General features: G+C 61.4%; 24 protein-coding genes. 7 read left to right on the forward strand and 17 right to left on the reverse strand.

Features of this window, described 5'->3' with window-relative positions; genetic code table 11:
* Positions 1–5: 5 nt before the first annotated feature.
* From ribB to FGK64_RS19600, 6 genes are all read right to left on the reverse strand, one after another.
* Positions 6–704: a 3,4-dihydroxy-2-butanone-4-phosphate synthase gene (ribB, locus tag FGK64_RS19575; protein WP_138865558.1), complete on the reverse strand. Its 699-nt coding sequence runs from the start codon at positions 702–704 to the stop codon at positions 6–8.
* A 137-nt stretch (positions 705–841) separates the two neighbouring features.
* Positions 842–1678: an alpha/beta fold hydrolase gene (locus tag FGK64_RS19580; protein WP_210236590.1), complete on the reverse strand. Its 837-nt coding sequence runs from the start codon at positions 1676–1678 to the stop codon at positions 842–844.
* 17 nt (positions 1679–1695) lie between these two features.
* Positions 1696–2862: an LLM class flavin-dependent oxidoreductase gene (locus FGK64_RS19585; RefSeq protein WP_138865560.1), complete on the reverse strand. Its 1167-nt coding sequence runs from the start codon at positions 2860–2862 to the stop codon at positions 1696–1698.
* Positions 2863–2905: 43 nt separating this feature from the next.
* Positions 2906–3682, reverse strand: coding sequence for an alpha/beta fold hydrolase (locus tag FGK64_RS19590; protein ID WP_138865561.1), 777 nt, complete (start codon positions 3680–3682; stop codon positions 2906–2908).
* A 116-nt stretch (positions 3683–3798) separates the two neighbouring features.
* Positions 3799–4782, reverse strand: coding sequence for a TRAP transporter substrate-binding protein DctP (dctP, locus tag FGK64_RS19595; protein ID WP_171054151.1), 984 nt, complete (start codon positions 4780–4782; stop codon positions 3799–3801).
* 271 nt (positions 4783–5053) lie between these two features.
* Complete coding sequence (locus FGK64_RS19600) at positions 5054–5539, reverse strand: 6,7-dimethyl-8-ribityllumazine synthase (RefSeq protein WP_138865563.1); 486 nt, start codon at positions 5537–5539, stop codon at positions 5054–5056.
* A 251-nt stretch (positions 5540–5790) separates the two neighbouring features.
* On the opposite strand from FGK64_RS19600, the gene FGK64_RS19605 reads away from it, so the two are divergent.
* Positions 5791–6384, forward strand: coding sequence for a TetR/AcrR family transcriptional regulator (locus tag FGK64_RS19605; RefSeq protein ID WP_138865564.1), 594 nt, complete (start codon positions 5791–5793; stop codon positions 6382–6384).
* Between the two features lie 88 nt (positions 6385–6472).
* On the opposite strand, the gene FGK64_RS19610 is transcribed toward FGK64_RS19605, so the two are convergent.
* The 5 genes from FGK64_RS19610 to FGK64_RS19630 form a co-directional block, all read right to left on the reverse strand.
* Positions 6473–7513: a zinc-binding dehydrogenase gene (locus tag FGK64_RS19610; RefSeq protein ID WP_171054152.1), complete on the reverse strand. Its 1041-nt coding sequence runs from the start codon at positions 7511–7513 to the stop codon at positions 6473–6475.
* A 31-nt stretch (positions 7514–7544) separates the two neighbouring features.
* On the reverse strand, positions 7545–8585 hold the full coding sequence (locus FGK64_RS19615) for a phosphotransferase (protein WP_138865566.1): 1041 nt from the start codon (positions 8583–8585) through the stop codon (positions 7545–7547).
* A gap of 114 nt (positions 8586–8699) precedes the next feature.
* Entirely contained in the window at positions 8700–9494 is a 795-nt protein-coding gene (locus FGK64_RS19620) for a crotonase/enoyl-CoA hydratase family protein (protein WP_138865567.1), read from the reverse strand.
* Between the two features lie 59 nt (positions 9495–9553).
* A complete protein-coding gene (locus FGK64_RS19625) occupies positions 9554–10741 on the reverse strand; it encodes an acetyl-CoA C-acyltransferase (protein ID WP_138865568.1) in 1188 nt (395 codons plus the stop codon).
* Positions 10742–10761: 20 nt separating this feature from the next.
* The gene (locus FGK64_RS19630; RefSeq protein ID WP_138865569.1) at positions 10762–12867 is read right to left on the reverse strand and encodes a 3-hydroxyacyl-CoA dehydrogenase NAD-binding domain-containing protein; all 2106 of its coding nucleotides are present in this window, start codon (positions 12865–12867) and stop codon (positions 10762–10764) included.
* Between the two features lie 235 nt (positions 12868–13102).
* Here FGK64_RS19630 and FGK64_RS19635 point away from each other — a divergent pair, with 235 nt between their 5' ends.
* A complete protein-coding gene (locus tag FGK64_RS19635; protein ID WP_138865570.1) occupies positions 13103–13984 on the forward strand; it encodes an SDR family oxidoreductase in 882 nt (293 codons plus the stop codon).
* A gap of 176 nt (positions 13985–14160) precedes the next feature.
* Here the strand turns inward: FGK64_RS19635 and FGK64_RS19640 are convergent, their stop codons facing one another.
* The gene (locus FGK64_RS19640) at positions 14161–14808 is read right to left on the reverse strand and encodes a GntR family transcriptional regulator (protein ID WP_138865571.1); all 648 of its coding nucleotides are present in this window, start codon (positions 14806–14808) and stop codon (positions 14161–14163) included.
* 108 nt (positions 14809–14916) lie between these two features.
* On the reverse strand, positions 14917–16191 hold the full coding sequence (locus FGK64_RS19645) for an acyl-CoA dehydrogenase family protein (RefSeq protein WP_138865572.1): 1275 nt from the start codon (positions 16189–16191) through the stop codon (positions 14917–14919).
* Positions 16192–16648: 457 nt separating this feature from the next.
* On the opposite strand from FGK64_RS19645, the gene FGK64_RS19650 reads away from it, so the two are divergent.
* The gene (locus FGK64_RS19650) at positions 16649–17431 is read left to right on the forward strand and encodes an IclR family transcriptional regulator (protein ID WP_138865573.1); all 783 of its coding nucleotides are present in this window, start codon (positions 16649–16651) and stop codon (positions 17429–17431) included.
* Positions 17432–17580: 149 nt separating this feature from the next.
* Here the strand turns inward: FGK64_RS19650 and FGK64_RS19655 are convergent, their stop codons facing one another.
* Entirely contained in the window at positions 17581–18477 is an 897-nt protein-coding gene (locus tag FGK64_RS19655) for a LysR family transcriptional regulator (RefSeq protein ID WP_138865574.1), read from the reverse strand.
* A 178-nt stretch (positions 18478–18655) separates the two neighbouring features.
* Between FGK64_RS19655 and FGK64_RS19660 the strand changes: the two genes are divergently transcribed.
* The 4 genes from FGK64_RS19660 (at position 18656) to FGK64_RS19675 (ending at position 21524) form a co-directional block, all read left to right on the forward strand.
* Entirely contained in the window at positions 18656–19732 is a 1077-nt protein-coding gene (locus FGK64_RS19660) for an alpha/beta hydrolase (protein ID WP_138865575.1), read from the forward strand.
* 65 nt (positions 19733–19797) lie between these two features.
* Entirely contained in the window at positions 19798–20253 is a 456-nt protein-coding gene (locus FGK64_RS19665) for a (R)-mandelonitrile lyase (protein ID WP_138865576.1), read from the forward strand.
* Positions 20254–20316: 63 nt separating this feature from the next.
* A complete protein-coding gene (locus FGK64_RS19670; RefSeq protein WP_138865577.1) occupies positions 20317–21078 on the forward strand; it encodes a carboxymuconolactone decarboxylase family protein in 762 nt (253 codons plus the stop codon).
* Between the two features lie 50 nt (positions 21079–21128).
* Positions 21129–21524 (forward strand): (R)-mandelonitrile lyase, encoded by a 396-nt coding sequence (locus FGK64_RS19675; RefSeq protein ID WP_138865578.1) that lies wholly within the window; start codon positions 21129–21131, stop codon positions 21522–21524.
* A gap of 63 nt (positions 21525–21587) precedes the next feature.
* On the opposite strand, the gene FGK64_RS19680 is transcribed toward FGK64_RS19675, so the two are convergent.
* From FGK64_RS19680 to FGK64_RS19690, 3 genes are all read right to left on the reverse strand, one after another.
* Entirely contained in the window at positions 21588–22271 is a 684-nt protein-coding gene (locus tag FGK64_RS19680) for a 3-oxoacid CoA-transferase subunit B (RefSeq protein WP_138865579.1), read from the reverse strand.
* Positions 22271–22990 (reverse strand): 3-oxoacid CoA-transferase subunit A, encoded by a 720-nt coding sequence (locus tag FGK64_RS19685; protein ID WP_138865580.1) that lies wholly within the window; start codon positions 22988–22990, stop codon positions 22271–22273. The genes FGK64_RS19680 and FGK64_RS19685 overlap by 1 nt, the downstream gene beginning before the upstream one ends.
* A gap of 243 nt (positions 22991–23233) precedes the next feature.
* The gene (locus FGK64_RS19690) at positions 23234–24334 is read right to left on the reverse strand and encodes a mandelate racemase/muconate lactonizing enzyme family protein (protein WP_138865581.1); all 1101 of its coding nucleotides are present in this window, start codon (positions 24332–24334) and stop codon (positions 23234–23236) included.
* Positions 24335–24405 lie beyond the last annotated feature (71 nt).

Raw genomic sequence — 24405 nt, forward strand, 5'->3', positions numbered from 1 at the left:
CGGTTTCAGCCCAGTCCGCTGCGGTACATGCGCGGGGCGGTTGAAAGGCTGGACTGGGGTTGTCTTCCGGACGTTTTCCGAAATGCGACGAGATCGCAGATCCGACCGATTTTCAATCGGTGCTGTCTGGCGAAGGCGATCAGATCGTCAAGGCGCGCCATTGTGCCATCTGGGTTCATGATTTCGCAAATCACGCCGGCGGGGCTGCGCCCGGCCAGCCGCGCAACATCAACGGCTGCTTCGGTGTGGCCCGTGCGATCCAGCAACCCGCCGGGGCGGGCAACAAGGGGAAACATATGTCCGGGCGACACGAAGTCCTGCGGCCCTGTCCGGTCGTCGATGGCAAGGACGATGGTGTTCGCCCGCTCGGCAGCCGATATGCCTGTCGTCGTACCGCGTTTCGCATCAATTGAGACGGTGAACGCCGTCTGGTTTTCACATTGGTTGTCGTCAACCATGGGGCGCAGATCAAGCCGCGCTGCGATATCGGGATCGACGGCCAGACATATCAACCCGCACCCGTGCCGCGCCATGAAGGCGATTGCCGCCGCATCGACGGCATCAGCTGGAATGACCAGATCGCCTTCGTTTTCCCGATCTTCGTCATCGACCAACACGAACATCTGCCCGGCCGCTGCACAGTCCAGAATTTCCTCGGGGCCGACGATCACGTCGCTGGCGGGGAAGGTCTCTACATTGGTCATGGCGATACTCACCTTTTTGTCTCTGGGTCGGCTCACGATTTCTGTAGGGCGTGACCGAACCGTTCGGGTCTGCCCGGGGCCATGTCTGGCCCACGGGCTGCAGTTGCAGCCAAGCTGCTCACTCGTGGCGGCGCCACTCAGTCGGGTGCGGTCAGGAAATCAATCGCCAGCTTGCTCACCACGTCCGGCTGGTCGACATGCGCGGCATGACCGGCGCCCTTCAGCACAACCAGTTCCGAATTCGGGATTTCCGCGTGGATCGGCTCGGCATAGCCGGGCTCGCGAAGGTTGTCCTTTTCACCGGCAATCAGAAGCGTCTTCGGCTTGATGAGCTGATAGCCCTTCGACCGGCCGTAGCCGCGCGGCGGGGTAAAGGGCGACCGGAAGCGCGCCGCGGCCGTACACTCCCACGCGCCAGGTTCAAGCGAGGACTGATGCCGGCGGTCGATGAAATCGTCATCGTCGTGCACATCGGTCCGCATGTAGACGCTGCGAATGATCAGGGCCATGTGCTCGCGGCTGCCGTCATAATTGTTCAGCATCTGTCGGAAATCGTTTTCCGGGATATGGCCACCGCCGCTGACCGACACGATGCGATCCATATTCCATTCGGGATGTTCTTCCGCCGCGTGGCCCAAAAGGACGGTCGCGCCCATCGAGTTGCCCATGAAGTGGGCCTTGCCGATGCACAGTGTTTCCAGAAACCGGGTGATGTGGTGAATACGCGCATAGAGCATATTCCCGAAATCGAAGATCTTGTCTGTCTTGCCGTATCCCAGCCAGTCGGGGGCGATAACCCGGAAATGTTCCGTCAGCGCGTCGATGTTGTATTCCCACGTCAGCTCGGCCGAGGCTCCGAATTCACCGCTGTGCAGAAGGACGAGCGGCGGACCGTCTCCTCCTTCCAGGTAATGGGTCTTCACACCGTCGACCATGACATACTTGCTGGTCGCTTTTTTCATGATGGTTTTCATAGTTTTCGCCTTCTCCATCAATACCCGGACACGCGGGTACCCGGGAAATCCGCCTGCAGACGCGGATAGACCTCGCGCGCGAATTTCTTGACGCCGGCAACGGTTTCGTCGTGTTCAAGGAACCCGGCCTGGCCCATCATCAGGAAGTTGCCGAAGCCGCCGACATAGTCGTACATCCGCTTGAACTGGCCATAAACCTGGTCTGGCGTCCCGGCGAACATGATGCCTTTCTCGATGGCATTTTCGACGCTGGGTTTCTGCTGGAACGCCTTCAACGGGTGTTCGGCGCCGCGCATGATCTGCAGGTTTGCCGCGGTCGGCACGTATCCCGGCGGGTTGGCAAGATGGCCGGGGACCTTGTTCGACGTGACATACCACAAGAGCTTTTCTGCACCCTTGTACGCCTCTTCTTCCGTGTCGGCGCAATAGACCATGCCGGAATAGGACAGTCGGTCGGTCGGAACATCGTCACCCAACCCGGCCGCCCGCCAGCCTTCGCGATAGGAATCATAGACCTTCCGTGTGCCGTCAAACCCGGTCAGGAAGGTGGCCAGCCTGTACCCGCGTGCGCCGATCTGGCGAGCGCCGCCCGGGCTGGTCGAACTGACCCAGATCGGCGGGGTCGGTTGTTGATAGGGACGCGGCCAGATGTTCACGTTGCGGAAATGGAAGAAATCGCCTTCAAAGCTGAACGGGCCGTCGTGACGGGTGAACGCCTCGTTGATCAGGTCGATCGCTTCCCACATACGCTCGTTCATCCGCGCGGGATTGCTGTTGGCCGGAAGCACTTCGTAAGGCACCCCCCGCACGAAACCGACATCAAGCCGCCCTTCTGAAAGCACGTCCACCATGGCCATTTCTTCGGCCACGCGAACCGGGTTCTTTCGGTTTGCCAGCGGGTTGCCCAGTATAAGCAGGCGGGCCTTCGTACTTTGGCGCGCCAGGGCGGAAAGGATGAGCGGCGCGGCCGGGTCGATGCAGGTTGCCGTCTGGTGATGTTCGTTGACGATGATGTCGAGCCCTTCGTCCTCGGCAATCAACCATTCATCCAGATACCGATTATACAATTCGGCGCCTTTGACCGGATCGAAGTAACGGTTGGGCAAGGTTATGCGGATCGAGTCATAATCTTCCGCAGGCGGAAGGTAGGGGTACGCAGTCTCACTGAAATGCCATACACGCATATCGGAAATTCTCCTGTCGTTTGTCTGATTTGGGCCGGTGCGCTTATCGGCTGCCGAGGCGCTGCATCACGAGCTTGGCAAGCTCGTCAGGCGCGTCATGCAGAAGATCGTGGCCCGCGCCTGCAATTTCCGTCCGGGTCGCATTCGGGAACAATTCGGCAAAGCCGTCGGCGTACCATTTGGCGACAATCTTGTCTTCCGCGCCCCTGGCCAGAACCGTATCCACGGCGATCCGGGGGATCCGGTGGCGAAGCTTGGGATTGTGCATCCACGGCTCCCACGCATAGAGGGCGACGGCTTCGCGGCTGCGAATGAAGGCGACGACTTCTTCGTCCGACATGGAATCCGGGTCAAATGTTGCATCGGTCTTGTCGGAGAAGAATGCCTGATAGAGATCTTCGTTCGAGAGTTTGTAGAGATCGGGAATATCCAGGGCATCCCGCGCGCCAAGCTTGACGCCGACAGGTGACACCAAGGTCAGGCTTTTCACGCGGTCCGGTGACATGGTGGCCATCTCGGTGGCGATCCAGCCGCCCAGGGCGCTGCCGACCAGATGGAAGCTGTCAATCTCGAGTTCATCAAGAAGCGACCAGTAGATGAACGCAGCATCCGCCGTCGAGTCGAGCCATTTCGGTACGGGCGCATCACCGTAACCCGGATGGGTTGGTGCAATCAGCCGATGTCCCGAGGTAACCGGCTCGACAAACGCGTCCTGCTCGGAGAAGCCGACGAAGCCGTGCAGGTACAGAACTGCCTCTCCTTTTCCCTTGTCGAAAACATCAAGCTCTACACCTGTTTTCAGCGTCTTGCGGTGCCGCATTCTTTTCTCTCCTCAATCTGAGTACCTGGGTGGGTGACGTCCAGCACCGGGCAACGGGCAAAGGTTGCCCGCCACCAACTTGGCTGAACGAAATTTTGGTGATCGAGTGGACGGCCCTAGAGGTCGTTTGCCTCGAAGATGTCGATGACCTTGCGGGTTTCATCGCCGCCGGCACCCAACGCGGTGCTGCGCTGTTCCTTGACAAAGGCTTCCTGCATCCGCTGGGCGGCTTCGTCGCTGACCGCGTATTCTTCCATCCCGGCTTCCTGCATCCGCTCGACCTCTTCGGTCTTCAGCTTTTCGAATGCGGCAAAGCCGTCACGCTCGACGTCAGCGCCGATGTCCAGAAGAGTCTTCTGCGTATCGGCATCAAGTCCGTTCCACGCATCCAGATTCATCAGCAGCACGTAGGTGCTGGAGCCGAAGGTGGGGCGGACATAGTATTTCGCGACTTCGGAAAGCTTGGTCGATTCAAAACCGATCAGCGGCCATCCGGCTCCGTCCACCACACCGCGATCCATCGCGGCATAGGTTTCACCACCCGGCAGAACGACGAGCGCACCGCCCAAAGCTTCGATGATCGGCTTGTACGACGGCGATCCGCGTACTTTCAGACCCGAGAACGGGTTCTCGCCATCCGAGGGCTGCGTGGACAACACGAACTGATAGCCCTGGTTGCCGCTGCCGGGCAGCGCAATCAGCTTGAGCCCGATCTTGTTATACGCTTCGTCCAGCGCATCCCAGAGGCCGATTTCACGGCGCTTTTCCGGGCCCGGATCGACGCTGGAATCAAGCGCGAAGCCAGCCCAGCTGACGCTGGTATGATACGCGGGATGCGTAAACAGCAGCTGGAATACACCTGCCTGAACGGGCTCGATCTGTTCGAAGGCGGCGACAACCTCTGGCCCGTCGACGGTGATCTCGATCTCGCCCTCGCTTTGTTCCTGAACGCGCTTAACGTAATCCTGAACGATGTGAATGTTGGCCGGCATGGTCATGTCCCAGCTTGTCAGAAGACGCAGGCTTTCCGCCTGCGCACCAACGCCCGACGCAACAGCCAATGCCAACGCACATACGCTTTGCCGAAGTAGTTTATTCATTTTCGTGTCTCCTCCCAAAATTCTACAGAGCCGCCGACATCTCGTTTTCAGGCTCCACCTGATGCCGATTGCCGCAGTCTCGTGTGGCAGAAGATCAAGCATCGAAGCGATTATTGTCAAGCAAAAACGTCTGACGATTATTTTTTTATTGTTGTTTATCAGATGTTTAGATGAAGGCAGCGCAGACCTACGCCACCGGACATAAGCTGTCGGATACCCAGTTTCCAAAGTTGCAACGCGGTGGTCTTGCCACCGCGAATTCAGGGCGCGGCTAACGCACGGCTTCCATCAGACGCGGCGCCTCTGTCGCCGCGCTTTCATAAACGCCAAGAGCCAGAACGCGACGCACGGCCGCTGCGGCCTCTGCGCCCTTTTTCAGGAAATGACTGTGGAAAAACGCCCTGTGTTCCTCGCAGTCATGGAAATGGTGTGGAGTCAGGCTGACCGAGAAAGTCGGAACGCCTGTCTCCATCTGCGCCTGCATCAACCCGGTCACGACAGCCTGCGCCACGAAGTCATGGCGATAGATTCCGCCATCCACAACAAAAGCGGCCGCGACAATCGCATCATACGCGCCGGTCTGGCCAAGTTGCTTCGCCAGCAACGGCATTTCAAAAGCGCCGGGAACCTCGAAAAACGTGGTCTCGTGCGGGATCCCGGCGGCATTCATATCCGCCTCGTAGCCAAGGCACGCCTGATCGACGATCTCGCGATGCCAGAGCGCCCTGACAAAACCAACTCTTAAAGTTTTAACCATGTCGACCCTCCCTGGTCCGTCCTACACCCAGGTTACGCGTTGCGGCTTGAACCCGAAGTGGTCAGGCGTTCCGACCCCACTTTCCGGCATCACTCCGGCTGTGTTTCAGCCTTGCCGCCTATCGCGCAACTTTGGTGTAGTCCATTGGCTACACGGTAGCTATAGTCAATTGACTACAGTTTGTAAACTGCTATTGACGCCAGACCGTCGACATCGGTGCGGCAGACATATTTTGATGGGAGGCCTCGGGGATGAGCGACGAAAAACCAACGGGTAAAACGGCCACGATTGAAGCGTTGTTGGACGCCGCAGACGAACTATTCGCTGAAAAAGGCCCTAATTCGGTGACTGTTCGCGAGATCTCGCAGCGCGCGAACGTGAACCACGGTCTGGTGCATCGCCACTTCGGCTCGAAGGAAACGCTGCTTGATCAGGTGTTGGAACGGCATGTGCGGGCATTCACGAAACTGATGTCGAACGTATCGGACTCGAACGACATCGTTCCGGACCTGATGCGCGAACTTCAGGAGAATCGCCCCTCATTCGTCAGATTGCTTGCCTTCCTGATGCTGGAACGCCGCGAAGCCCTCCAAATTGCACCAAGGCCGGGCGGTGTCGCTTCGTTTGCGCGGGCCCTTCAAGGACCGGGAATTGACGAAGAAGATACCCGCAAGCTTGCCGCGATCATGAGCGCCTTCCTTTACGGCTGGCAGTTGTTTCGCGAGTTCGCGGTCACGGCCGCAGGCTGCGAAACTGACCTTCGCGGCATGGACGACGACGTGGAGCGCATTCTTGCCGGAGTGCTGGGCCGCGCGCTGAAGCAATCCGCCAGCACAACGACCTGACCAAACCCAGGCGAAACTTGCACCTGCTGCAGCGGAACGGCCGGGAAGATTTTACAAGGCCCGGCCGGTCGCGGTGTGGGATGCAACGCTAGTTTGACGGGGTGATGATGACCTTGATCTGGCCTTCGGGCCGGCGCAAAGCTTCAAAGGCGTTGGGCAATTCAGACAAGGAAACCCTGTCCGTCACCAAATTGTCGGGCACAATCTCACCCCGGTCCAGAAAGTCCAGCACCCGAGCGAAGTCGGCGGCCGCGTAGCCCATGGCGAATTGCAGTTTCAACTCCTTGTGCACGGCGCGTGCAGGCCAGATGGCGTCTTCCTTCAGGCAAACGCCCACGACGACCAGCGTGGCGCGGGGAGCGGCGGCGTCAATGCAGGTTTGAATGACACCGGGTGCGCCAACGCATTCGAAGATCACGTCGGGCGCTTCGCCCGCCCGTGCCACAAAGGCGGCTTTCAGATCGGCCTCGGCTAGCGGATCTATAATATCGTCGGCCCCGGCTGCCCGGGCCGCCTCACGCCGCGCAGACGCGCGTTCCGACACCACGACCGACGCCGCGCCCCGCAGCTTGGCGAACAAGACCACGGAAAGACCGATGAATCCTGCCCCGATCACCAGCACCCGTGCGCCGGGCTGGACACCTGCCAAATCCACCGCGTGCAGACCTACTGCCAAAGGTTCGGCGAGGGCGCCGCTTTCAAAGCTCACCCTGTCCGGCAGCGGTACGATCTGGCGGGAATCGACCTTCACATATTCCGCATAGGCCCCGGGAAGATCGCGGTTCAGGCCGGTGATCCTTCGGCTTGGGCACAGGATTCCAAGCCCCTTCTGGCAGCTGCCCGACTCGCGGCAGGCGTCACAGCCCCCCACGTTCACCGGGACAGCGGTGGCCCTTAGGCCCTCGGGCACAGCCGGATCCGACGACGCAACGATTGTGCCAGCGAATTCGTGGCCCAGAACCGCCCCGGGCGCCTGAAGAAAGGGGCCGGGCTCGGTCGCATGCAGGTCCGATCCGCATATCCCGCAGGCTTCGACCTTCACGATCACCTCGTTCGTCCCAAGCGACGGCGCCGCCAGTTCACGCAGTTTCAACGGCAATCCGGGGCCTTCGAACACCACCGCTTTCATGTGACTACCCCTCAAATCCGTCTTGCATTGGCTAATCTTTTCGCGCGCACACCAGTTTCCACGCCAGCTCCGAGATCGGAACGGCCTTGGCGCCGATTTCGGCAGCATCTGCATTCGCGGCACTCCCGTCCAACGAACGCTTGGCGATCCCCTGCAAGATCGAGGCAATGCGGAACATGCTGAGGATCACGTAAAATTCCCAATCCTCGGGTGCATCAAGGCCCGTTTTGGCAAGATATTGGTCCAGATATTCCCGCTGTTCCGGGATCCCCAGGGCCGCCAGATCTTCGCCTGCCATTCCACGAAACAGGCTTGCCGAGAAATACCAGCTCAGCATGTGATAGGCGAAATCGGCGATCGGGTTTCCAAGCGTCGACAGTTCCCAATCCAGAACCGCCACGATCCGGGATTCGGTGGGATGGATCAAGACGTTGTCCAGCCGATAATCCCCGTGCACGACGCGAACGGGATGTTCTTCGGGAACATGCTCGGGAAGCCATTTCATCAGCCCTTCCATTGCCGGATTGGGCTCTGTACGCGCGGCCTGGTACTGCCGCGTCCAACGGGCGATCTGCCGTTTGAGATAGTCTTCCTTCCGGCCAAAATCGGCCAGTCCGATTGCTTCGGGATCGAGGCTGTGAATTTGGGCGATGGTGCTGTTCATCGACGAGAAGATCGCGGCACGTGTTTCGTTCGACATATCCGGCAAACGCGGATCCCAAAAGACCCGGCCCTCGACGAAATCCATGATGTAGAAATCGCTGCCAATGACTTCGTTGTCCTGGCAAAGCGCGTGAACGCCTGCAACGGGCACGCCACCGCGACGCATGGCTTCAAGAACCCGGAACTCGCGATCAACGGCGTGGGCGCTTGGCAGAACCGGCCCCGATGGCTTGCGCCGCAGCACGTATTGGCCAGACGGCGCATCGACGCGAAATGTCGGGTTCGATTGCCCGCCCTCGAACTTTGACAATGTCACGGGGCCTTGAAACCCTTTGATATTGTCTTCCATCCAGCGCGCCAGCCTGGCCTCGTCAGGCCATTGACCGGAATTGGGTTTATCCTGAGTCATGATCGCAATCTCCAGTGATTGGTTACGCCGCTGGCCGAGGTCATTGGCCCCAACCCGTCACAGATCAGAAAGCCGGGCGCTGGCCGCATTGCACGTGTCATCGCCTCGCTTCCGTCAACTGCCTGTCCAGTCGGGGAGCCGACGCTCTTTGAACGCGAGGGCACCTTCCAATGCATCGTTAGATGCAAGAACCGTGTCCCATCCCCGCCGATTGGTGTGCCACGCCACGGCTTCCCCTGCTGTCAGCGCATCGTCCGCCACTTGTTTCGATGCAAGAACGGCAAGTGGAGCATTGCCGACGATCTGCGCGGCAAGATTGTACGCGGCGTCCTCCAGTTTGCCGGCATCGGCGACCGCGTTCAGCAGTCCAAGCTCATAGGCGCGCTCTGCTTCGATGGCGTTTCCGGTAAACAGCATTTCCCGTGCAATCACCGCCGGAATTCGCTGAGGCAAACGCACGGCGCCGCCACCTGCCGCGATGATGCCGCGCTTGACTTCGGGCAGTGAGAATTTCGCGCTCGCCTCGGCAACGGCAAGATCGCAAGCCAAAACGATTTCGAAGCCCCCGGCATGAGCGCCACCCTGCACCGCCGCAATCATCGGCTTTCGGCGCGGCCGCCTGACGAAATGCGCAAAGCCATTGGCGCTATCAAGACCGGGGCGTTCCCCTTTGGCGAAGGCGCCAAGGTCCATACCGGAACAAAAAATGGGGCCGTTCCCGCGCAGGATTGCAACCCTGAACTGGCTGTCGTTTTCGAATGCGTCCACCGCATCGGCAAATGCATCGGCCATCTCATTGTCGAAGGCATTGCGCCGCTCTGGCCGGTTGAGTGTAATCACACAAATCCGTGGATCCCGTTCCGAGGCGGAGGACACAACGAGAGCAGGGCTGGGTTCAGAAGATGTCATCTCTTATTCTCCATTCAATGGTGCCGAAGCGACGGCAGGCCTTTTGACCTGCCCGACCATCACAGCGCCGTTTCGAACAGCGCGGCCGCGCCCATTCCACCCCCGACACACATGGTGACAACCACGTATTTTTCCTTGCGTCGCTGCCCCTCAAGCAGGGCATGGCCGACAAGCCGTGCGCCGGTCATGCCATAGGGGTGCCCGATCGAGATGCCCCCTCCGTTGGGGTTGTAGCGATCAGGATCGATCCCAAGGTGATCGCGGCAGTAAATCGCCTGACAGGCGAAGGCTTCGTTCAGCTCCCACACCCCGATATCATCCACCGAGAGTCCGTGTTGCTTCAGCAGCTTCGGAATCGCGAACACCGGCCCGATGCCCATTTCATCGGGCCCGCATCCGGCAACGGCCATGCCCCGGTACAGGCCAAGCGGTGCCAGACCGCGCCGGGCGGCCAGTGCAACATCCATGATCACGCAGGCCGACGCCCCGTCGGAAAGTTGCGAGGCGTTGCCCGCCGTGACCGTTCCACCGTCCAGAACCGGAGCCAGTGACGCGAGGCTTTCAAGAGTTGTATTGGGCCGGTTGCCTTCGTCCTTCGATACGGTAACCTCGACATTGGACACTTCGCCGGTCTCGCGGTCCTTAACCGTCATGGTCGTGGTGAACGGGACAATCTCGGCATTCAACAGGCCCTGCTCTTGCGCCCGCGCCGTGCGGCGCTGCGATTCAAACGCATAGCGATCCTGTGCCTCGCGGCTGATGCCATAGCGTGCCGCAACGGTTTCGGCGGTCTGGAGCATGGGCATGTAGGCGGCGGGAACCTGCGCGATCACGTTCGGGTCGGCCTCTTTCTGGACCCAGTCGAAATACGGGGCCTGAACCGCCGAAATATTCTCTTGCCCGCCTGCCAAAACCACATCCATTCCGTCGTGGACGACCTGCTTGGCTGCGGTCGCAACCGCCATCAAACCCGAGGCACACTGGCGGTCCATTGTCTGCGCCGCGACGCGCACGGGCAGCCCCGCTGCAAAAACAGCGTTACGGGCGACGTTCATCCCGGCAGTTCCGGCAGCCAGTACCGTGCCGATTACGCAATCCTCGATTTCGTCCGGATCAATCTGTGCCCGCCGGACGGCCTCTGCCAAAACGAAACCGGTCAGTGACGGGGACTTGGTTGCGTTCAGCCCACCGCGAAATGCCTTGCCGATCCCGGTCCGGGCAGTGCTTACAATGACAGCTTCTCTCATCAGGGGTCTCCGCTATACGCTCAATTCTTCCAGTCGCTCAGGCGGCCACCCTCGGCAGCCAGCCGACGCAGAAGCGGAGCGACATCCCAATATCCTTGGGCGTTGCCAGTGCGCTCTGCATAGTGATCCATCCGGTCGACCACGGTGTTCAGACCGATCTCGTCGGCCATGAAAAGGGGCCCGCCACGCCAGCGCGGAAAGCCGTAGCCATTGGCCCAGACCACGTCGATGTCAGAGCCGCGATAGGCAATCCCCTCTTCAAGGATCCGCGCGGCCTCGTTGACCATCGGAAACAGCAGCCGCTCGAACATTTCGTCGGCGTCCGGTGCCTTGTCGCGGGCGATGCCGTGGGTTTGCGCCAGACGCGCCGCAAGCGATTGGATCGCGGGGTTGGGCAACGCCTTGCGCCCCTCGTAGCGGTAGTACCCCTGCCCCGTCTTCTGCCCGTGCAATCCCGCCTCGAACATTTCACGACACAGGATGCGATAGGCCGGATCCTGAGGGCCGTCGCCCGACTTGATCCATTCAATCACGGTGCGCGCACCCACGTCGACGCCTGCCATGTCCAGCATCCGGCTGGGGCCCATCGCCATACCCCAGCGATCCGGCGCTTCGGCCACCCCGTCGATCTCGCCCGGGGCGGCGCCTTCCAACTGCATCGCTTCGCTCTCGCGCATGTAGACTTCGGCCATGCGGTTGCCGATGAAGCCATAGCAGACGCCGCTGACAACCACGGTCTTGCCTATGCGCCGGGCAAAATCCATCACGCCGCGCAGCACCTCGGGCGCGGTGTCGTCTCCACGTACGATTTCGAGCAGTTTCATGACGTGCGCGGGCGAAAAGAAATGCGTGCCGATCACATCCTGCGCGCGCCCTGTCCTGCCCGCGATCACATTGACATCAAGCGTCGAGGTATTGGTTGCGATGATCGCGCCCGGCTTGCAGATACGGCCAAGTTGTTGGGCAATTTCGCACTTCAGATTCATGTCTTCGAACACGGCCTCGATGACAAGATCGACCTCGCCCAGCGATTCGAGCCCGACCTGCCCTGTCATCCGACCTTCGCACTCTGCCGCGGCCGCTTGGTCCAGCCGGCCCCGCTTGACCATCGCCGCAATCGCATTGCGCACGTTCTGCAGCCCGCGATCCAGCGCAGGCTGATCGACTTCGACAAGGGTGACGGGAAAGCCGGCGAGCGCGGCCGCAAGTGCGATGCCGGCGCCCATCGTGCCGACCCCAAGCACACCGACGCTTGAAATGGGGCGCGGAACAACCTCGGCGCCGAGACCTGGAATGCGCGCGGCGTCGCGCTCGGCAAAGAACATATATCGTTGCGCCCGCGATTCTGGCGATACGACCAGATTGTGGAACTGGCTTGCTTCCACGTCGATGCCGTCGGCAAACGGCAGATCACGCGCGGCAACCAGAGCCGCCAGCGCGGCGGCGGGTGCTGGATCGGCGGCCCGGGCCGCTTTGGACTCCAGCTGTGCAAGGGCATCCGGTGCCGCTGACGCCACAGGTAGTAATGCCGCGCGGCGCGGCGTTTTCCCGGCAAGGGCGCGTACTGCGTCCATTGCGGCGTCGATCAATCCGTCGCGCGGCGCCACCGAGTCGATCAATCCAAGCGACATCGCCTCTTGGCTTCCGACCATCCGCCCGCTGGCGATCATATCCGCCGCAGCTTCAAGGCCTACAAGGCGCGGCAGCCTTTGTGTGCCGTGCGATCCAGGGATCAGCCCAAGCTTGATCTCGGGCAATCCGAAGCGTGTTTCGGCGTCGGCGATGCGGTGGTGGCACGCCATCGCCAGTTCCAACCCACCGCCAAGCGTCGTGCCATGTACCGCCGCCACGACGGGGCGTTCGCTCGCTTCGAGGCGCAGAAGACAGTCGTTCAGGGGCCGTGCCGAGAAATCCGGCCGCTCGAAATCAGCGATATCGCCGCCCGCGACAAAGGTGCGCCCCGCGGCACAAACGACAAGGCCGATTGCCGACTCATCTGACATGAAACGCTCGAGCTGTGCCACAAGCCCCTCGACCACCTGCCGTGACAGCGCATTCACAGGCGGATTGTCGATCGTCAGAATCGCAATATCCCCGACTGTCCGAAGTGTCACAGGCTCGCTCATTAACGTCTCCTTCGTTTCTTAGGCCCGACTATCGCGTTCCCACCGACAGGCTTTTGCGTTCACCGGCAGCGCTTCGCGCCATCACTTGATCTGCCACCATGTTTTCATTGGCCGATCTCGTCTGACGATATTGCACTTAAATTAGAGATGTTCCATACCCCTTCAGAACATTTGCTGGCTTTGGCGTGCGTTTCGCCTGCCTGTCGGATGGCGACCACGGACGGGAAGGAACAACATGACCGACGGACGGACATTGAAGGGGAAAACCCTATTTATCACGGGCGGGTCGCGCGGGATCGGGCTGGCGATTGCGCTGCGCGCGGCGCAGGACGGCGCCAATGTCGCAATCGCCGCCAAGACGGCAGAGCCACACCCCACGCTGCCCGGAACGATCTACACCGCCGCGAATGAGATCGAGAAAGCGGGCGGCCGGGCGCTTGCGTGCCTGTGCGATGTACGCGACGACGCCTCGGTGGCCGACGCGGTGGCCCGCACCGCCGACACGTTCGGCGGGATCGACATCTGCATCAACAACGCCAGCGCGCTCAACCTGTCTGGCACGCTTGCGCTGGATATGAAGCGGTTCGATCTGATGCATCAGATCAACACGCGCGGCACGTTCCTTGTGTCGAAGATCTGCATCCCGCACCTGAAGAAGGCCGCAAACCCGCATATTCTGACATTGGCGCCACCGCTGGACATGCAGGCCAGATGGTTCCGCGATCATGCGGCCTACACCATGTCGAAATTCGGAATGTCGATGACCGTTCTGGGTATGAGCGCCGAATTCGCTGGCGAGGGTATCGGGGTAAACGCCCTCTGGCCTATGACAACAATCGATACGGCTGTCGTGCGGAACCTGCTGGGTGGCGACGAACTGGGTGCGCGAAGCCGCAAACCCGAGATCATGGCAGATGCCGCATGGGCTGTTCTCACTCGTCCGGCCCGCGACTGCTCGGGCAATTTCTTTATCGATGAAGAAGTGCTGCGCGATGAAGGTGTGGCCGACTTTGGCCGATACGCCCACGATGATAGCGCGCCGCTCGCCCGCGATATGTTTGTGCCAGATGCGACGGCGGCCAACAGCATCGCCAAGCTGCAAGACACGCTCGACTGACTTAAAGTTCCGCTTTGCGCCAAGGTGGCTGGCGCTGCCCTGAGTATGAAATCCGGTCCGCGTATACTTGCCGCCATCCGCTTGGGAGTGTCGATATGGTCCAGACAGGCTCTGGCCCTGCGCCACATCCGATAGCGCCGAACAACCGACAGTTTCCGCCGGATCGGCAGCGCGGATCAGGACGGCCCCAGCCGCTCGATCATCGCGCGGACATGGGCTTTGGCATGGGTTTCCGCGGCATCCGCATCGCCGTCAAAGATGGCTTCGGCAATCCTTGCGTAAGACGCGGCGCGTTGCTCGGGAGTCATGACCAGCTTGTTGCGCACCAGATGCACGTGGAGATTGCCCAGCGTCGTCTCGAGCACGCGACTCCCTGCAATCCGCGCCAGTGTGCGGTGAAACCGGTTTCGCGCAAGGATAACCTCGAACCGATCAATCCCAGAGGAGGCGCGCGTTACCGCCTCAAGCGCGTCGCGAAGATCGTTTCGGGCCGTTCCCTCGCCGATCTTGCCTGCAGCCTGACGCGCCGCAAGCCCGACAAGCAGCTCGGCAATCAGCAGGATGTTCCGCGCCTCTTCCTCGCTTACGGTCATGATGCGCGCGCCGTGATAGTGGCGTGTTTCCACAACGCCTTGAGCCGCAAGGCGCTTGATGGCTTCGCGCACCGTCGAACGGCTGACTTCGTAGCGGGCGATCAGGTCGGGCTCGGCCAACCGCTGACCAGACACGTAGCGCCCTTCGTACAGGCCCCTCATTATGTCGCGCACGATCGTATCTGCGGCGCCAGAGGTTGCTTTTTCGTCTTCGTGTGCCACCTGTGTCATGTTCCAAAGTACCAATGAATGCGCCGCGCCGAGACTAGGTCAACGCCTGCACGCTGTCCATATGTCGGGCCATTCGCCCGGCCACATGCAGGAGCGGCGCATTTGGTTCTAGGACTTCGGGCCAAGCGCCACGGCACTCAGCGCTGGGGCCCAGTCCACGCCTGGGGCATTGCTGTTCCTTGACGCTTGCCGCTTGTATTCAAGGCGGGCGATCTGGTCGCGATGCACTTCGTCGGGTCCGTCTGCAAGACGCAGCAGCCGCGCCGTCGCATAGGCGGCGGCGAGCCCGAAATCGTTGCTGGTTCCGCCCCCTCCGAACAGCTGGATGGCCCAATCGATCACCTTGCAGGCCATGTTTGGCACGGCAACCTTGATCATCGCGATTTCACTGCGCGCTTCTTTGTTGCCCACCGTATCCATCATATGCGCCGCGCGCAGCGTCAGAAGCCGCGATTGCTCGATCAGGATGCGGGATTCCGCGATCCGTTCGCGTGTGACCGATTGCTCGGAGAGCGGCTTGCCGAAGGCGACGCGATCTGCGGCCCGGACCACCATTTTCTCGAGCGTTCGTTCTGCAAGGCCGATCAGCCTCATGCAGTGGTGGATCCGTCCGGGCCCAAGCCGGCCCTGGGCAATCTCGAAACCGCGCCCTTCGCCCAGAAGCATGTTCTCGACGGGCACCCGCACATTCTCGAATGTCACCTCGGCGGCGCGATCGGGCACGCCATAGAACCCGAACACGGGGATGGACCGCTTTACGGTCACGCCCGGGGTGTCCTTCGGCACCAGTATCATCGACTGCTGGCGATAGGTCTCGGCTTCGGGGTCGGTCTTACCCATGAAAATGATGATCTTGCAGCGCGGATCGGTCGCCCCGGTCGTGTACCATTTCCGGCCGTTGATCACGTAGTCAGACCCGTCGCGGACAATGGAGCTTTCGATATTGCGTGCATCGGACGACGCGACCGCAGGCTCTGTCATCGCGAAGGATGATCGGATTTCACCCCGCAACAAAGGCTCGAGCCATGCCGCCTTCTGTTCTTCGGTGCCATAGCGTTCGATCGTCTCCATGTTGCCGGTGTCAGGTGCCGAGCAATTGAACACTTCGGGGGCAAGATGGCTGCGACCCATGATTTCGCACAGCGGAGAATATTCGATGTTCTTCAGCCCGGCCCCGCGGTGCGAGTCCGGCAAGAAAAGGTTCCAAAGGCCCTGTTCCCGCGCTTTCACCTTCAGCTCTTCAACAACCGGTTGCACGCCCCATGGCCCGATCTCTTCGGACTCGCGATAAAACCGCGCTTCGTTCGGGTAGATATGGGTCTCCATGAACTCGGTCAGCTCGGCTTCGAGGCGAAGTGTCTTTTCGGATTTTTCGGGGATCATCGATGGCTTCCTGCTGTTGTATGGCGAAAGACATACCGCGCAGACGGCTGAATAACAATATCGTCTGACGAAAAATCGGGCATGTCGTTTTTCTGGGCACTAGATGACTGACACCTGAGGGTGCGACCAGAACACCAGGGCTTGACCGGCTTCATGGCTTTTCCGCCATGAGCAACCGCTTGCACGGAAAGGAACAGCTTTGAGGCGTGGGTTCATCCGTCAGCGGCTTTGGCAACATCGACAAGCATTTCAAAAACGGTGCTATTCCAATATGTTTCACTGGATCAAAGGGCGGTTCCCGCCTATGCTTTTGCCTTGGCGGGTCAGGTAACGGGCGTGCAAATGTTAATCTGGCATGCCTGTGACAGCCGGGGCCCACTGCGCGCCAGACCGCCGGTGCGATCAAAAATGGGTCGCCACCATATGACTGAATCCCGGACAGCGATGGGAGAATACGATGTCAGCCGAGAACAATCACGGCCTCAAGTCTCTCGACGCGGCCCTTAGCGTTCTCAATCATCTGGCTTCTCTCAACGGACCGACCACCCTTTCGGAAATTGCCCGGGCACATGACATGCCAGCCAGCAAGGTCCACCGCTATCTGGCGTCCTTCGTTTCCGCCGGGCTGGTTCAACAACAAGGCCGGTCCGGGCGCTATGACCTGGGCCCGGCCGCATCGCAGATGGGGCTTGCAGCGCTTGCGCGGAACGACTTTGTGAATTCCGCGTCCGAGGGCCTGCCCGACCTGTCCGCCGAAACCGGGGTGACCGTTCTTCTTGCTGTCTGGGCCAACAATGGCGCAACCGTCGTGCGCTGGGAACGTGGTGCCTCGCCGACCGATACATCCATGGGTCTGGGAACAACCCTGCCGCTGCTCAACTCGGCGACGGGGCGCGTGTTTCTGGCCTGGGGGCCACCACGCGCCATCGCGCCCGCACGCGACAGCCAGATCAGGCGCCTGAGCCGTCAACCCGACGTTTTGCAGGATGTCGAACCAACAAAGGCCAGCGTTGCAGCCTTGGCCGAGCGCATTCGGCAGCAGGGGTTCGCCACCGTCGAGGGGCGGTTCATTCCCGGCCTGATCGCTGTCAGCGCGCCGATCCTTGATTGGCAGGGCGAGGCGCAAGCCGCGATCACGCTCGTCGGGACCGACCCCGAGATGATGGCACCCGAGTGCCCTCAGGTCCGATTGCTGACAGCCTATTGCGCCGAGAAATCCGTGGTTCGCGCCGCAGGCTAAGGTCTGGCCAGCGCGGAATGGCAGACGAAGGCGTTTGGCGGCTTCAGCAGGTTTGCAGGCGTCTTGCGGGTTTCAAATCTAATCGCTTCACCTCAGGGCAATTGCGTCAGGTCCGTTGGCTGTGGGCCCGACACCTTCATGAACAAGTCTCATGATTGCGACGCTTTCAACCGTTCAATCAGGAGGCGCAGGGCAGAGCTGAGATTCCGGCGCCCCATGTAGCAGAGGTGGTAGCCGTCGAACCGAGGGCAAAACTCTGCCAAAACGCGCCGCAAGCGGCCACTATCAAGATCCGCGCGCACTTCGGGCAGCGGCAGATAACCGAACCCGTGACCCGCACGCGCCGCGGTCAGCACATGGCCGGGGTCGTTCAGTATGAAGGGGCCGGACAGTTTCTTGACCACGTCTTCGCCGTCGATCTCGAATTCCCAGTCATAGACCGGCCCGTCCGAACGGTGGCGCATCAGGATGCAATCGTGCTCTTCAAGCGCGTCGGGGTGGTCAGGGGTTCCGCGGCGGGCCAAATACTCGGGGCTGGCCACCGCCGCCATTTCGAGCTGCGGCCCGACAGGTACCGCGATCATGTCGGGGCTCAGGTGTTCTCCCAGCCGAATTGCGCAATCGAACCGGTCCTCGGCAAGGTCCGACAACCGACCCTCGCTGCTGATCTCAATCCGCACGTCCGGGTAGTCGCGCACCAGCTGAGACACCACGGGCCACAGGATATCGCGCGTGGCCGGCGCGCTTGAAGTCACCCGCACCAACCCCGAAGGCCGTTCGCCCAGGGTGCGGATCTCTTCGATGCGGTTGCCCAGCTGCTGAAAACTGGGCCGCAGCGCCGCAAGTAGCTGTTCGCCAGCGTCCGTCGCCGTGACCTTCCGCGCACTGCGGTTCAGCAGGCGCACACCGATCTTGTCTTCCAGGCGCCGGATGGTATGGCTCACAGCGGATTGCGAAATGCCCAGACGATGCCCGGCGCGGGTGAAATTGCCCTCTTCGGTGACCGCCAGAAGGGTCGAAAGATCGCCAAGCATGTCACGATCCATGATTTCTGTCTCCTTTACCTGCGCATGCATGGCGCCTGCTGACCGGCGATGCAAAGGGAAATCACGGCCCAACCATGAATTCAGTTCATGACCGCAATAAGCCGAGGCGGCCTTATCGCACCCCCTCGCGCGCTCCAGATACAACGGCAGAGACAAAACCAACACTGGAGTGACCCAGATGACCACCACAACCGATCCTGAAAACCGCGGCCGCCGCGACCTTCTGCTGAGTGCCGGACTGGGCGCCGCCGCGCTTGGCGTCGCAACGCTGACCGCCGAGGCCGTTCTTGCCCAGACCACGTCAGAGTGGGACAAGACTTTTCCGAAAAGCGACCGCGTCGACCACGAAAAGGTCAGCTTTACCAACCGTTACGGTATCTCGCTGGTAGGCGATCTTTACCTTCCGAAAGATCGTGACGGCGCCGCGTTGCCCGCCCTTGCTGTCGCCGGCCCCTTCGGCGCGGTGAAAGAGCAGGCAGCCGGGCTTTACGCCCAGGAAATGGCAGAACGCGGTTTTGCGGCGCTGGCCTTTGACCCGTCATTCATCGGTGAAAGCGGCGGCACCCCGCGCTTTGTCGCCTCGCCCGACATCAACACCGAAGATTTCATGGCCGCGATCGATTTCCTTGGCTTGAACGACGCCGTCGATCGTGACCGCATCGGCATGATCGGCATCTGCGGCTTTGGCGGCATGGCGCTGAACGCAGCCGCCCCCGACAAGCGGGTGAAAGCGGTAGCCGTGACGTCGATGTACGACATGAGCCGGGTGATCGCAAAAGGCTACAACGATTCGATGACCGACGCGCAGCGTAACGAGTTGTTGACCTCGATCAGCCAACAGCGTTGGGAAGATGCGGCCTCGGACGATGCGCCGAAACTGGCGGGCGGCCTGCCCGACACGCTCGACGGCATCGATAACCCCGTGATCGCCATGTACCACGCCTACTACAAGACGGATCGCGGCTATCACCCGCGCTCGGTGAACTCGAACGGGGGCTGGAACGTGACCTCGGCCATGTCGTTCATGAACATGCCGCAGCTGACCTATATCCACGAAATCTCGCCCCGTCCGGCGCTGATCATCGCAGGTTCCGAAGCGCATTCGCGCTACTTCAGCGAAGATGCCTATGCGGCGGCGGCTGATCCCAAGGAACTGGTGATCATCGACGGTGCCGATCACTGCGATCTTTACGATCAGAAGGACATCATTCCCTTCGACCGCCTGCAGACCTTCTTCGAAGGTCACCTGGCGTAAGGCCCGGACCTGCCCCGCCTCATGGTCGGGGCAGTCCAAAACCATCAACAGACGGAGACGATACGATGAAACTTGCATTCGCAGCGCTTGCGCTGGCGCTTACCACGCCCGCCGCCTTCGCCCAGCAGATGGAACACACAACGCAACTTGACCGGGGCGGCCAGATCGGCAGTGCTGAAACATTCACCGGAACGGTATTTGTTGCGCCGGTCTTCGGACCGGAAATGAACGCGGTCAGCGCCGGAGAAGTGACGTTCATGCCCGGCGCGCGCTCGGCGTGGCACACCCACCCGGTCGGCCAGTACCTTGTCGTGACCGCGGGGACAGGCTGGTACCAGGAAGAAGGCCAGCCCAAACAGGTGATGCGCACCGGTGATGTGGTCTTTGCGCCTGCTGGCGTGAACCACTGGCACGGCGCAACCGCCACCACCTCGGTCACGCATTACGCCATTCAAGCCGTTGAAGACGGCTCTGCCGTGACCTGGGGCGAACAGGTGTCCGACGAAGATTACGGAAACTGAGCCCGCTCGCCACGCGGGGCCGGCGTGATCGGCCTCGCGACGCATCCCCTTAAGGAGACCCAGATGAAAACCCGCATTCTTGCAACCGCCTTCGCCCTTGCCGGCAGCGCCGCTTCGGCGCAGGACCTGTCCGCCACCTTGCCCGACTCGGTTGGCGCTGTGGCCCCGGCACTGTCTGCCTATGCCACCGACGATCTTTTCGCGTCGGTCTGGGCAGATGAAACGCTGTCCGTCCGCGACCGTGCGCTGGTGACATTCGCGGCGCTGGTGACGCGCCACGAAGCAGGCAACCTTGCCACGCACACCGAACTTGCGCTGGATGCAGGCGTAACGCCCGCAGAACTGTCGGAAACCATTACCCACCTTGCCTTCTACACAGGCTGGGGCAATGCCACCGCCGCAGCCGAAGCCATGGCGCCGGTTTATGAAGCGCGGGGCGTAACAGCGGAAGATCTGCCAGCGCTCGACCCCGACCTGCTGCCTCTGAACGAAGAGGCCGAGGCGGCGCGGGAAGAGACCGTTCAAAGCAACTATGCCAACGTCAGCCCCGGTGTCGTCGACACCACCCGCGACATCCTGTTCCTTGATCTCTGGCTGCGCCCGGCGCTCGAACCGCGCGACCGCAGCCTAGTGACTGTCGCCGCGCTGATCGCAGCAGGCCAGCCCGAGCAGATGACCTTTCACCTCAACCGGGCGATGGACAACGGGCTGACACAGGACGAAGCCGGCGCGATGCTGTCGCATCTTGCCTTCTACGCAGGCTGGCCCAGAGTCTTTTCTGCAATGCCTGTCGCGCGCGAGGTATTCGAGAACCGCGCCGAATAATCCATCGCGGCGCAGCTCCGGCTGCGCCGCCTCACCAAAGGAGACATCCAATGAAGATCACCCGCGCCGGCAGCACGCCATCCGCCCCCGGACCCGAAGACTATTTCACCGGAACCGTGCGAATTGACCCGATGTTTCAGGCCGATGCGCCGGGCCGGACCAGCGGCGCGCATGTCACCTTTGAACCCGGCGCCCGTACCGCATGGCATACCCACCCTGCCGGACAGACCATCATCATCACGTTCGGCCGCGGCCGGGTCCAGCGCGACGGTGGCCCGATCGAAGAGGTCACCGCGGGCGACGTTGTGTTCTTTCCAGCGGATGAAAAGCACTGGCACGGTGCCGCGCCTGACACCGCAATGTCACACATCGCCATTCAGGAGAGCATCGACGGCACGCCCGTGACCTGGATGGAGAAGGTGACCGACGCGCAATATTCCGAGTAAGCACACTCTGACCGTGTCGATCCGGGCTGCCCCTGCTGACAGGGCAGCCCGGTGAATGCGCGATCAGTTGCCGCTTAGATCGGGCACGACCAGATCGGCAATTGTGCCGTCCACATGAAGCTTTGCGCCGGTCACCTCCTGCAACGCCTCGAGCGGCATATCCGCCAGCTTTTCACGCAGCACAAAGTGGCCATCACGAATATCGACCACCGCGAGCGACGTATAGACCCGCGTCACGCAGCCCAAGCCTGTCAGCGGAAAGGTGCAGGTTTCGACCAGCTTCGGCTTGCCGTCTTTCGTGACGTGATCGGTAATCACCGCGACATTCTTGGCACCATGCACCAGATCCATCGCGCCACCCACAGCGGGCACACCTTTGGACCCGACGCGCCAATTGGCAAGATCGCCGTTCTGCGCGACCTGATAGGCGCCCAGCACCGCCAGATCGAGGTGCCCCCCGCGAACCATCGCGAAACTGTCGGCGTGGTGAAAGAACGCGGCACCCGGGTTCAGCGTGATCGCCTTTTTCCCGGCGTTGATCAGATCCCAGTCCTCTTGCCCCTCTTCCGGGGCGGCGCCGAAGCCCAGCACGCCGTTTTCCGTGTGATAGACCACGTCGCGCCCCTCGGGTTGAAACGTCGCGATCATCTCGGGGAAGCCGATGCCAAGGTTCACATAGGCGCCATCGGGAATGTCCTGCGCTGCGCGCCAAGCGATCTGGGCGTTGGTCAGTTTTGTCTGTGCCATCAGTATTCTACCCCCTCGCGGACAAGCACTTCTTCCTGTTGTGGCACGGCGACCTCGACCAGCCGATCCACGAAGATGCCCGGAGTGACCACCTGCTCCGGCTCGATTCCGCCGGGTTCGACCAACTCGCTGACCTGCGCGATTGTGGTCTCTGCCGCCATCGCCATCAGCGGATTGAAGTTTCGCCCCGCCAGCCGATAGGTCAGGTTGCCCATCCGGTCGCCCAGCTTGCCCTTGATCAGCGCGACATCGGCCTTCAGCCAGCGCTCGCGCACGTACATATGGCCATCGAATTCCTCGACCTGCTTGCCCTCGGCCAGTTCGGTGCCATAGGCGGTCGGCGTGTAGAAGGCCGGAATGCCCGCACCCGCCGCGCGAATGCGTTCGGCCAGCGTGCCCTGTGGCACCAGTTCCAGCGCGATGTTGCCCGCAAGGTAGGCCGTGTTGAACGCCTCGGCGTTGGACGAGCGCGGGAAGGAACAGACCATCTTGGCAACCATCCCGGCCTTGATCATTGCCGCGATGCCGATGCCGCCGTTACCCGCGTTGTTGTTGATAACGGTCAGCTGGCCCGGGCTGCCGGTGGCGCGAAAGCGGTCGATCAGCGCGTGGATCAGCTCGACCGGCGCGCCCGAGCCGCCAAATCCACCGATCATCACGGTTGCCCCATCGGCAATATCCGCGACGGCCTCTTCCACTGTTGAAACGGTCTTGTCCATCTCCACCCTCTTCTGGTTCTTCGATATCTATGTAACGGCCACGCCAAGGGGGCGACAGCGAAAACTGGACATCGGGATGGGTTAAGATGACCGGCAGGAAAATCTATTCGGCCCGCTATCCAGCGATACAGGGATTGCGTTGTGCCGACGTATTGGTTGGAGCGGCCCTTGATCTCGGGCCCTTTGGAGCAACAAGGACGTGGCCGATACTCCAACCGGCCGACGTCGCACTGGAGAACCCGTTCAGCTAAGCTCGCTTACACAGTAGGCCGAGCGTTCCAGCCAGTCGCGGCTGATCTCGACGCCCCAGCCGGGCGCGTCGCTGACCGTCACCTGACCGCCCGTCACCTGATAGGGATCATTGGCGAACAGCCCGGTCTGCCACGGATAGTAATCTTCTTGCTCGATGGAAAATTCCAGGTACTTGCCCGCGTTCGGAATGGCGCGCAGCAGGTGCATGGTGAACAGCGTCACCAGCGACAGGTTCGCGCTGTGCGGGGTGATCGGCATCCCCGCCGCCTCGGCCATCCGGCACACGCGCAGGGTGCGGCTGATCCCGCCGATGTAACAGACATCCGGCTGCAACACGTCGACGATGCGTCCCTGGATCATGTTGCGCCAGTTGACCAGCTGGCAATCCTGTTCGCCCCCGGTCACGTCAATGTCCAGCGCGTCGGTCACCTGCTTGGTCTGCTCGAACTCCCAATAGGGGCAGGGTTCTTCGTAATGGGAAATCCCGTTGTCTTGCAGCATCTTGCCCACTTCGATGGCCTGTTCGGGGCTGTAGCAGGAATTGGCATCGACCAGCAGATCACAGCCCGGCAGGGCGCGGGCGATGGCGGGCACAATCTCTTCCGTGCGGCCCTCCCATTCATCGCGGCCCCGGCCCACCTCGGCCCCGATGCGGAACTTGAAGGCGTCGAACCCCTGTTCGTCGCGCAGGCGCTTGAACCGCTCGGCCTCGTCGCTGGCGGTGATGTCGCGCTTCATCGAACTGGCATAGGCGCGCAGCGTGCCCGCCGTGCCGCCGATCAATTCGCACACCGGCTTGCCCGCTTGCCTGCCGCGCAGATCCCACAGCGCGGTATCGACGCCGCCCATGGCACGGCGCAGGTAGGCGCCGGGGAACTTGTGCTCGCGGTCGCGCACCTCGTCCATCATGGCGTCGATGTCGGTGATATCCATCCCCAGCGCATAGGGCGCCACCTGCCGGTGCAGCACCTGCGCGGTGATGTCGGCGTAATAGGGCGCGACCTGCCCCCACCCCTGCGTGCCATCCTCTGCCGTGGCGCGGGTGAAACAGACGAATTCGTCGGTGAAGGATTCAAGCCTGACAAGTTTCATGAGCGCCGATTTTCCTGACCGTCTGGGACACATGCGGACCCTGACCAAGATTTGGCTTGCCCGACATATCC

It is taken from the genome of Arenibacterium halophilum, assembly GCF_005938225.1.
Classification (GTDB): Bacteria; Pseudomonadota; Alphaproteobacteria; order Rhodobacterales; family Rhodobacteraceae; genus Arenibacterium; species Arenibacterium halophilum.

Bases quoted from the DNA above. Each gene is read 5' to 3' on its own strand.
- FGK64_RS19630 (WP_138865569.1), bottom strand. From the start codon at position 12,867: ATGAGCGAGCCTGTGACACTTCGGACAGTCGGGGATATTGCGATTCTG.
- FGK64_RS19620 (WP_138865567.1), bottom strand. From the start codon at position 9,494: ATGACATCTTCTGAACCCAGCCCTGCTCTCGTTGTGTCCTCCGCCTCG.
- FGK64_RS19590 (WP_138865561.1), bottom strand. From the start codon at position 3,682: ATGCGGCACCGCAAGACGCTGAAAACAGGTGTAGAGCTTGATGTTTTC.
- ribB (WP_138865558.1), bottom strand. From the start codon at position 704: ATGACCAATGTAGAGACCTTCCCCGCCAGCGACGTGATCGTCGGCCCC.
- FGK64_RS19690 (WP_138865581.1), bottom strand. From the start codon at position 24,334: ATGAAACTTGTCAGGCTTGAATCCTTCACCGACGAATTCGTCTGTTTC.
- FGK64_RS19685 (WP_138865580.1), bottom strand. From the start codon at position 22,990: ATGGACAAGACCGTTTCAACAGTGGAAGAGGCCGTCGCGGATATTGCC.
- FGK64_RS19640 (WP_138865571.1), bottom strand. From the start codon at position 14,808: ATGACACAGGTGGCACACGAAGACGAAAAAGCAACCTCTGGCGCCGCA.
- FGK64_RS19605 (WP_138865564.1), top strand. From the start codon at position 5,791: ATGAGCGACGAAAAACCAACGGGTAAAACGGCCACGATTGAAGCGTTG.
- FGK64_RS19615 (WP_138865566.1), bottom strand. From the start codon at position 8,585: ATGACTCAGGATAAACCCAATTCCGGTCAATGGCCTGACGAGGCCAGG.
- FGK64_RS19680 (WP_138865579.1), bottom strand. From the start codon at position 22,271: ATGGCACAGACAAAACTGACCAACGCCCAGATCGCTTGGCGCGCAGCG.
- FGK64_RS19610 (WP_171054152.1), bottom strand. From the start codon at position 7,513: ATGAAAGCGGTGGTGTTCGAAGGCCCCGGATTGCCGTTGAAACTGCGT.
- FGK64_RS19655 (WP_138865574.1), bottom strand. From the start codon at position 18,477: ATGGATCGTGACATGCTTGGCGATCTTTCGACCCTTCTGGCGGTCACC.
- FGK64_RS19580 (WP_210236590.1), bottom strand. From the start codon at position 1,678: ATGAAAACCATCATGAAAAAAGCGACCAGCAAGTATGTCATGGTCGAC.
- FGK64_RS19585 (WP_138865560.1), bottom strand. From the start codon at position 2,862: ATGCGTGTATGGCATTTCAGTGAGACTGCGTACCCCTACCTTCCGCCT.
- FGK64_RS19660 (WP_138865575.1), top strand. From the start codon at position 18,656: ATGACCACCACAACCGATCCTGAAAACCGCGGCCGCCGCGACCTTCTG.
- FGK64_RS19665 (WP_138865576.1), top strand. From the start codon at position 19,798: ATGAAACTTGCATTCGCAGCGCTTGCGCTGGCGCTTACCACGCCCGCC.
- FGK64_RS19675 (WP_138865578.1), top strand. From the start codon at position 21,129: ATGAAGATCACCCGCGCCGGCAGCACGCCATCCGCCCCCGGACCCGAA.
- FGK64_RS19645 (WP_138865572.1), bottom strand. From the start codon at position 16,191: ATGATCCCCGAAAAATCCGAAAAGACACTTCGCCTCGAAGCCGAGCTG.
- FGK64_RS19670 (WP_138865577.1), top strand. From the start codon at position 20,317: ATGAAAACCCGCATTCTTGCAACCGCCTTCGCCCTTGCCGGCAGCGCC.
- FGK64_RS19650 (WP_138865573.1), top strand. From the start codon at position 16,649: ATGTCAGCCGAGAACAATCACGGCCTCAAGTCTCTCGACGCGGCCCTT.
- FGK64_RS19600 (WP_138865563.1), bottom strand. From the start codon at position 5,539: ATGGTTAAAACTTTAAGAGTTGGTTTTGTCAGGGCGCTCTGGCATCGC.
- FGK64_RS19635 (WP_138865570.1), top strand. From the start codon at position 13,103: ATGACCGACGGACGGACATTGAAGGGGAAAACCCTATTTATCACGGGC.
- FGK64_RS19625 (WP_138865568.1), bottom strand. From the start codon at position 10,741: ATGAGAGAAGCTGTCATTGTAAGCACTGCCCGGACCGGGATCGGCAAG.
- dctP (WP_171054151.1), bottom strand. From the start codon at position 4,782: ATGAATAAACTACTTCGGCAAAGCGTATGTGCGTTGGCATTGGCTGTT.